Annotated in this window: 7 protein-coding genes and 1 riboswitch; of the genes, 2 read left to right on the forward strand and 5 right to left on the reverse strand. The window is 72.1% G+C overall.

Translation table 11 applies throughout. The features are described from left to right. Positions 1–263 precede the first annotated feature (263 nt). The gene (locus AC2CJA_RS21270; RefSeq protein WP_484604276.1) at positions 264–503 is read left to right on the forward strand and encodes a DUF5999 family protein; all 240 of its coding nucleotides are present in this window, start codon (positions 264–266) and stop codon (positions 501–503) included. On the opposite strand, the gene gcvP is transcribed toward AC2CJA_RS21270, so the two are convergent. Then, on the reverse strand, positions 446–3352 hold the full coding sequence (gene gcvP, locus AC2CJA_RS21275; RefSeq protein WP_484604277.1) for an aminomethyl-transferring glycine dehydrogenase: 2907 nt from the start codon (positions 3350–3352) through the stop codon (positions 446–448). The genes AC2CJA_RS21270 and gcvP overlap by 58 nt on opposite strands. Positions 3353–3532: 180 nt before the next feature. Then, positions 3533–3630, reverse strand: a riboswitch (glycine riboswitch). A 158-nt stretch (positions 3631–3788) separates the two neighbouring features. Here gcvP and AC2CJA_RS21280 point away from each other — a divergent pair. Continuing rightward, complete coding sequence (locus AC2CJA_RS21280) at positions 3789–4166, forward strand: PRC-barrel domain-containing protein (protein WP_484604278.1); 378 nt, start codon at positions 3789–3791, stop codon at positions 4164–4166. On the opposite strand, the gene AC2CJA_RS21285 is transcribed toward AC2CJA_RS21280, so the two are convergent. The 4 genes from AC2CJA_RS21285 to ftsR all read right to left on the reverse strand — a co-directional run bounded on the left by AC2CJA_RS21285 (position 4082) and on the right by ftsR (position 7687). Continuing rightward, positions 4082–5545 (reverse strand): DNA polymerase IV, encoded by a 1464-nt coding sequence (locus tag AC2CJA_RS21285; protein ID WP_484604279.1) that lies wholly within the window; start codon positions 5543–5545, stop codon positions 4082–4084. The genes AC2CJA_RS21280 and AC2CJA_RS21285 overlap by 85 nt on opposite strands. A gap of 67 nt (positions 5546–5612) precedes the next feature. Further along, positions 5613–6212, reverse strand: a complete 600-nt coding sequence (locus AC2CJA_RS21290) for a MerR family transcriptional regulator (RefSeq protein WP_484604280.1) — start codon at positions 6210–6212, stop codon at positions 5613–5615. A 184-nt stretch (positions 6213–6396) separates the two neighbouring features. Further along, complete coding sequence (locus AC2CJA_RS21295; protein WP_093658537.1) at positions 6397–6870, reverse strand: bifunctional nuclease family protein; 474 nt, start codon at positions 6868–6870, stop codon at positions 6397–6399. Positions 6871–6946: 76 nt separating this feature from the next. Further along, positions 6947–7687 (reverse strand): transcriptional regulator FtsR, encoded by a 741-nt coding sequence (ftsR, locus tag AC2CJA_RS21300; RefSeq protein WP_484604281.1) that lies wholly within the window; start codon positions 7685–7687, stop codon positions 6947–6949. Positions 7688–7750 lie beyond the last annotated feature (63 nt).

A 7750-nucleotide genomic window follows, 5' to 3' on the forward strand; every position in this document is an offset into this window, starting at 1 on the left:
GGCCGCGGGGCACCACTGTCGCTTCCGCCCCCTCGGATGACCAGTCATTCACGGCTCCGATATCACCCGAACGGATGGTTCCGGTCCGGGTGACCACCCTCAGGAAGGAACACGTCGCCAGAACGTGGGGGAAGCCGCGGCGAAATCCCTGCGGAATTCCGGCCGCGGGACAACACTGGGGGCATCCAACAGGAGATACGGGGGCGGTCATGAACCACGCATCCAACCGAAGCACCACCACATCGCAGCGAGAGAACTCCACCATGTGTCAGCACCAGCCACCCTGCCCCTCAGCCGACTCCGCCGACCGGGAGGCCGCCCACCTCGTGGCCCACCATCCGGAGCAGGGATGGAGCCTGCTGTGCAACGGCGTCCTGCTCTTCGAGGACACCGGCGAACTGCTGCCCGACGGGCAGGTCGTCGCACCGCACCGGCCGACCGCGGCTCAGCCGTCGTACTCGCCCATCGGGGGGCAGGAGCAGACCAGGTTGCGGTCACCGTAGGCGCCGTCGACGCGCCGCACCGGCGGCCAGTACTTGTCGGCCGCCGTGACACCGGCCGGGAACACCGCCTCCTCACGCCCGTAGGAGTGCTCCCACCCACCGGCGAGCTGCGCGGCGGTGTGGGGCGCGTTGCGCAACGGGTTGTCCTGCGCGTCCCACTCCCCCGAGGCGACCTTCTCGATCTCGGCCCGGATCGCGATCATCGCGTCGCAGAAGCGGTCCAGCTCCGCCAGGTCCTCGCTCTCGGTGGGCTCGATCATCAGCGTCCCCGCCACGGGGAAGGACATCGTCGGGGCGTGGAAACCGTAGTCGATCAGCCGCTTGGCCACGTCGTCGATGCTGACACCGGTGGCCTTGGTCAGCGGGCGGACATCGATGATGCACTCGTGCGCCACCAGGCCGCCCGGGCCGGTGTAGAGCACCGGGTAGTGCGGCTCCAGCCGCTTGGCCACGTAGTTGGCCCCGAGCACGGCCACCTGGGTGGCGCGGCGCAGCCCCTCGGCGCCCATCAGTCGCACGTACGCCCATGAGATCGGCAGGATGCCCGCCGAGCCCCAGGGCGCCGCCGAGATCGGCCCCACGCCCGTCCCGGGACCGGCGGCCGGCTGGAGCGGGTGGTTGGGCAGGTACGGCGCCAGGTGGGAGCGGACGGCCACCGGGCCCACGCCCGGGCCGCCGCCGCCGTGCGGGATGCAGAAGGTCTTGTGCAGGTTCAGGTGGGAGACGTCCGCGCCGAACTTCCCCGGCTTGGCCAGGCCCACCAGCGCGTTGAGGTTGGCCCCGTCCACGTAGACCTGACCGCCCGCCTCGTGCACGGCCGCACAGATGTCGGTGATGTGCTCCTCGAACACACCATGGGTGGAGGGGTAGGTGACCATCAGCACCGCCAGTTCCTCGCGGTGTCTGTCGATCTTGGCCCGCAGGTCCTCGACGTCCACGTCGCCGTTCTCGCCGGTCCCCACGACGACGACCTTCATCCCGGCCATCACGGCGCTGGCGGCGTTGGTCCCGTGCGCGGAGGAGGGGATCAGGCAGACGGTACGGCCGGCCTGGCCGTTCGCCCGGTGGTACGCCCGTACCGCCAGCAGGCCCGCCAGCTCGCCCTGGGAACCGGCGTTGGGCTGGATGGAGACCTTGTCGTAGCCGGTGACCTCGGCCAGCCGCTCCTCCAGCTCGCGGATCAGCGTCAGGTAGCCCTCGGCCTGCTCTGCGGGCGCGAAGGGGTGCAGTGCGCCGAACTCCGGCCAGGTGACCGGCTCCATCTCGGTAGTGGCGTTGAGCTTCATCGTGCACGAGCCCAGCGGGATCATGCCGCGGTCCAGCGCGTAGTCCCGGTCGGCCAGCCGGCGCAGGTAGCGCAGCATCGACGTCTCGGAACGGTGCCGGTGGAAGACCGGGTGGGTCAGGTACTCGTCGGTACGCAGCAGGGAGGCGGGCAGCACCTGGCCGGCGGCCTCGTCCAGCGCCTCGGCGTCCCCGGTCCCGGACTCCACGCCGAAGGCGCCCCACACGGCGGCGAGCTGCGCGCGTCCGGTGGTCTCGTCGCAGGCGACGCCGACGTGGTCGGCATCGGTCAGTCGCAGGTTGACCCCGGCCTCACGGGCGGCGGCGACGACCTCGGCGGCCCGGCCCGGCACCCGTGCGGTGACGGTGTCGAAGAACGTGTCGTGGACGACCTCGACACCGCCCTCGCGCAGCCCCTGGGCGAGGGCGGCGGCGTAGCGGTGGGTGCGGCGGGCGATGGCGGCCAGCCCGTCGGGGCCGTGGTGGACGGCGTACATCCCCGCCATCACGGCGAGCAGCACCTGGGCGGTGCAGATGTTGCTGGTGGCCTTCTCCCGGCGGATGTGCTGCTCCCGGGTCTGCAGGGCCAGGCGGTAGGCCCTGGCCCCGTCGGCGTCCACCGAGACGCCCACCAGCCGGCCGGGCAGGCTGCGCGCGAACTTCTCCCGCACCGCCATGAACCCGGCGTGCGGCCCGCCGAAGCCCATCGGCACGCCGAAGCGCTGGCTGGAGCCCACCGCGATGTCGGCGCCCAGCTCGCCGGGAGAGGTCAGCAGGGTCAGGGCGAGCAGGTCGGCGGCGACGGTGACGACCGCCCCCAGCCCGTGCGCCTCCTCGATCACACCACGCGGATCGCGTACGGCGCCGGAGGCCCCCGGATACTGCAGCAGCACACCGAAGACGCCGCGTTCGGCGGCCTCGGCTGGGATGCCGTCGGAGAGGTCGGCGACGACGACCTCCACTCCGGTGGGCTCGGCGCGGGTCTCGAGCACGGCGATGGTCTGCGGCAGGCAGTCGGCGTCGACCAGGAAGACTCCCTGCCTGACCTTGCCGACACGCCGGGACAGCGCCATGGCCTCGGCCGCCGCTGTGCCCTCGTCCAGCAGCGAGGCCCCGGAGGTCGGCAGCCCGGTCAGGTCGGCGACCACGGTCTGGAAGTTCAGCAGCGCCTCCAGGCGCCCTTGCGAGATCTCCGGCTGGTACGGGGTGTAGGCCGTGTACCAGGCGGGGTTCTCCATGACGTTGCGCAGGATGACCGGCGGGGTGAAGGTGCCGTGGTAGCCCAGGCCGATCATGGAGTCCAGCACCTGGTTGCGTCCCGCCAGGGAGCGCAGTTCCGCCAGGACCTCCGCCTCGCTGCGGGCCGCGGGCAGGGCCAGCGCCTCGGTGCTCCTGATCACCTCGGGTACGGCGGCGGCCGCCAGCTCGTCCAGCGATCCGTAGCCGACCTGGGCGAGCATCTTGGCCTGCTCACCGGCGTCGGGGCCGATGTGGCGCTCCTCGAAGGGAGTGCCCCGCTCCAGCTCCGCGAGGGAGGTGGCGGGAGGAGTTCGGTCTGCTGTCATCTGGAGGCCTCCTGGTCTGCGCGACCTGCGAGGGGCACCGCGGCGCGGGTGCCCCGACGGCCTCCCCCTCTGTCATCGCGACCTGAGAGCTTCACCGGTCCGCGCGCGGCCCGGTTTTCACCGTCGGTGAGGGGGGCTGCGGCGTCGTCCGTCGTGGCCCGCCCTGCTTTCCAGAGTGACCTCACCCGCGCGGTACGTGAGCCTGAGAGATTCCGGGGAGGATTTGCTCCTTCGGCGCCTCCGGTGCTTTCACCGGAGGACTCTCCCGCTCGGGGTCAACAGCCACTTCAGAGCCTACCAGCGCCCGGTGGCGCCGGCCTTGCCTCGGGCGCCACGCCCTGCACGAGTGGCCGATGCGCCGAATGTGCCGTTTCGTTGTTTGTGGCGACTGTTCGCGAGCAGGCGCCTCTTCGTGCGAGGAGTTGGAGGGACCACCGTGCAGACCGACATCGACCCGCGGAATCTGATAGGCCTCAAAGCGTTCGACCGCGCCGGACAGAAGATAGGGACCGTGGACGAGGTGTACCTCGACGATGCCACCGGCGTCCCGGAGTGGGCGGCGGTGCGCACCGGGCTCTTCAGCCGAGACGCCTTCGTCCCGCTGGGGCCCAGCGAGGTGGTGGACGGGGAGCTGAGGGTGCCGTTCGAGCGCTCCCTGGTGAAGGAGGCTCCCGACTTCGGCGTGGGCCGCCATCTCTCCCCCGAGCAGGAACTTCGGCTCTACCGCCACTACGGGCTGGGCGTGCCCGGTGCCGGCCCGCCCGCCTCCGACGAGGACATGTCGTTCGGGCGGGTCGCGGGCTCCGAGTCCTGACCGTCCCACGGCGAAAGCGGCTCGGAGGGCTCCAGCTCCGGATCGTCCACCACGAAGGTGCGCACCCGTCCCGGCGGCGACCCGGGCCGCTCGAACCGCACCGTGACCCGCCCCAGACCGCTGCCCTGCACCCAGCCCGGTCCGTACCGCGCGTGCCGTACGTCCAGACCGGGCAGCCAGTGCCGGACTGCCCCCGCTTCCGCTCCCCTCCCGCCCCGCCCGGGCCCGTCCGCCGTCATGGGCGGATCAGGGCTCGGCGGCCGGACCGTGCCGGAGAAGCCGGCGGCCCGGGCGCCGGCCTGGGCGAACAGATCTTCTTGGGTGAAGTCGGCCAGTCCGCTCACCCCGACCCCCAGCAGCCGCACCCCGGCGGTGGTGTCCACGCCCTCGACGAGCCGGGCGGCGGCCTCCCTCACCACCGCCGGGTCGTCGGTCGGGCCGCGTAGCGTCTCCGAACGGGTGAGCGTGGAGAAGTCGTAGCTGCGGACCTTGACCACCACCGTGCGTCCGGAGCGCCCCGCCGCCCGCAGTCGCGCCACGCAGCGGTCGGCGAGCCGCGCGACCTCGGCCCGGATCCTCGCACGGTCGGTGAGGTCGGTGTCGAAGGTGTCCTCGACCGAGACCGACTTGGCGTCGCGTTCGGCGACCACCGGCCGATCGTCGACCCCCTGCGCCATCGCGTACAGCGCTCCACCGTGCGCCCGGCCCAGCAGCCGCACCAGCTCCGCCTCCCCCGCCTCGGCGGTCTCGCCGACGGTGGCTATCCCCGCCCGGCGCAGGGTCTGGGCGGTGGCGGGCCCGACCCCGGGCAGCGTACGCACCGGCATCGGCGCCAGCAGCGCCCGCTCGGTGCCCGGCGGGATCACCAGCAGCCCGTCGGGCTTGGCCTGCTCCGAGGCGATCTTGGCGAGCATCTTGGACCCGGCCAGCCCCACCGAGCCGCTGAGCCCGGTGGCGGCACGGATGTCCCGGCGCAGCCGCTCACCGACCCCGCGGGCGGTGTCGGCCGACCACCGCCCCGTCTCCCCTTCCGCACCGCCGGCCTGGAGATCCACGAACGCCTCGTCCAGGCTGAGCGGCTCCACCAGCGGCGACAGCTCTCGCAACAGCCTCATCACCACCTCGCTGACCCGGCGGTAGAGCCCGAAGCGGGGAGTGAGGTATGCGGCGTTCGGGCACAGCCGACGGGCCTGAGCCATCGGCATCGCCGAGTGCACACCGAAGACCCGGGCCTCGTAGGAGGCGGTGGCGACCACCCCGCGCGGCCCGAGACCACCGACGATCACCGGCTTTCCGCGCAGACTGGGTTTGGCCGCCTGCTCCACGGCGGCGTAGAAGGCGTCCATGTCCAGATGCAGGACCGTCGGTGTCCCTCTCACACCCGTGATGCTGCCCTACGCCACTGACAGGGGCGACGGCGGACCGGCCCCCGTGTGCCGCCCCTGGTCAGCCCGCCCGGTTGCGGCGGCGCGCCAGCTCGTCGGCCGGGTTGTCCCCGGCGATCGTCTCCCCGGTGTCGACCCGCTCGGCATGCAGCTGGGACAGGGCGGCCTCGACATCCCGCCACACCACGCCGACCGCGATCCCGAAGACCCCCTGGCCGCCCTGGAGGAGATCGACGACCTCGTCGGGCGAGGAACACTCGTAGACCGTCGCGCCGTCGCTCATGAGCGTCTTCCGCTCCAGGTCCTCGCCCCCTCGCGAGCGCAGGTGCCTCACGGCCGCGCGGATGTTCTGCAGCGACACCCCGGCGTCCAGAAGCCGCTTGACGATCTTCAGTACGACAATGTCGCGGAAACTGTAGAGCCGCTGGGTGCCCGAGCCGTACGCCGGGCGGACGCCGGGCTCCACCAGGCCGGTGCGGGCCCAGTAGTCCAGCTGCCGGTAGGTGATGCCCGCGGCCGCGCACGCGGTCGGGCCCCGGTAGCCGATCTGCTCCACCGCGGCGCCCTGCGTGGTGGGGGTGGAGCGGGCCGGAGGCCGTATGGAGGATCCGCGCAACGGATACGGATCGCCCGCCGCCCTGCTGTCGCCGGTGCTTCCCACGCCGACCCTCCGTCCTTCACGTCCCGCGGATACGCCCGGGACCTGCCCAATCGACGGTAGGCAGTCGCTCGGGGTGCGTCAACGATCGCCACACTCGGCACGCCGAGTGATAATCACCCAAGGGGTGGTTTCGCGTGTCCCCGTCGCGGGAATGGGTGCCGGAATGGCCCGGTGCCGGCGGCGCTCACTGGTTGCTGGTGCCGAAGTCCTCCGGGGAGATCTGGTCGAGGAACTCGCGGAACTTCTCCACCTCGTCCTCCTGCTCGTCCGGGATGGCGATCCCGGCATCGTCCAGCACACCGTCGCTGCCGTAGATCGGTGTCCCGGTGCGCAGGGCCAGCGCTATGGCGTCGGACGGGCGTGCGCTCACCTCCACACCGCTGGCGAAGACCAGCTCTGCGTAGAAGACGCCCTCTCTGAGGTCGGTGATCCGCACAGCGGTGAGTTCCTGGCCGACCGCTTCCAGAACGTCCTTGAACAGGTCATGGGTCAGCGGGCGGGCGGGCGTCATACCCTGCTGGGCGAAGGCGATCGCTGTCGCCTCCCCCGGACCGATCCAGATGGGAAGGTACCGGTCGCCTCCCACCTCTCGCAGGAGAACGATCGGCTGGTTGGAGGGCATTTCGACCCGGACACCCACAACGTCGAGCTCGTTCACACAGCAACCCTAGGACGTGCGCGCCCCCTTTGGGTAGTCGGGCGCCCCGTGACCCGGCCCGTCAGTCGGTGCGGTGTCAGCGTGGCCGCGCCTTCAGCGCCGACTGCACCAGAGTCGCGTGCAGTCGCACGGCCAGCGTCGCCAGCTCCCGCGCGGTCGTCTCGGCGTGCGCCCTGGTCTGAGGATTGCGGTGCCGCCGCAGTGGCGCCACGACCTGTTCGACCAGCCCGGCCTCCCGCTCCGCGGAAGCCTTCACCACCCGCAGATGGCGCGGCTCCAGACCATATCGGCCCAGGTCCGCGACGATCCGGGCGACGGCGACTGCCTCGGCGTCGTACGCACCGTCCTCCCCGGGACCGAGCAAGCCGTAGGACTCCCACTCCGCCAGCTGCTCCTCCTCCGCCTCCGCGGCGGCCAGAAGCCCGGCGCGCCCCACACGCGCCGTGCGGGGGCTCCCAGCGCCGGCGGAGCCGTCCGAGTCGCGATCCCACGGGGCGACGGCCGAGGCCGGTCCACCCTCCGGCGCGTCGAAGGGATCGATGACGTCGGACGGTCTCGCCGGGCAGGGCAGGGCCACCTCCTCACCGCGGTCGAGCGCGTCGAGATGCTCCTTGATGACGCGCAGCGGCAGATAGTGGTCACGCTGCATCCGCAGCACCCTGCTCAGCCGCTCCACGTCCGCCGCGGTGAACTTGCGGTACCCCGACGGGGTCCGCTGCGGCTCCACCAGCCCCTCGGACTCCAGAAAACGGATCTTGGAGATGGTCACCTCGGGGAACTCGCCCCGCAGCAGGTTGAGCACGGCGCCGATGCTCATCGGAGCGGACTTCGCGGCGGGGGGGGGGGCGCGGCGGGCGCGCGGCGGGCGGGGGCGGGGTGG

Source organism: Streptomyces sp. ATLC9 (assembly GCF_057196705.1).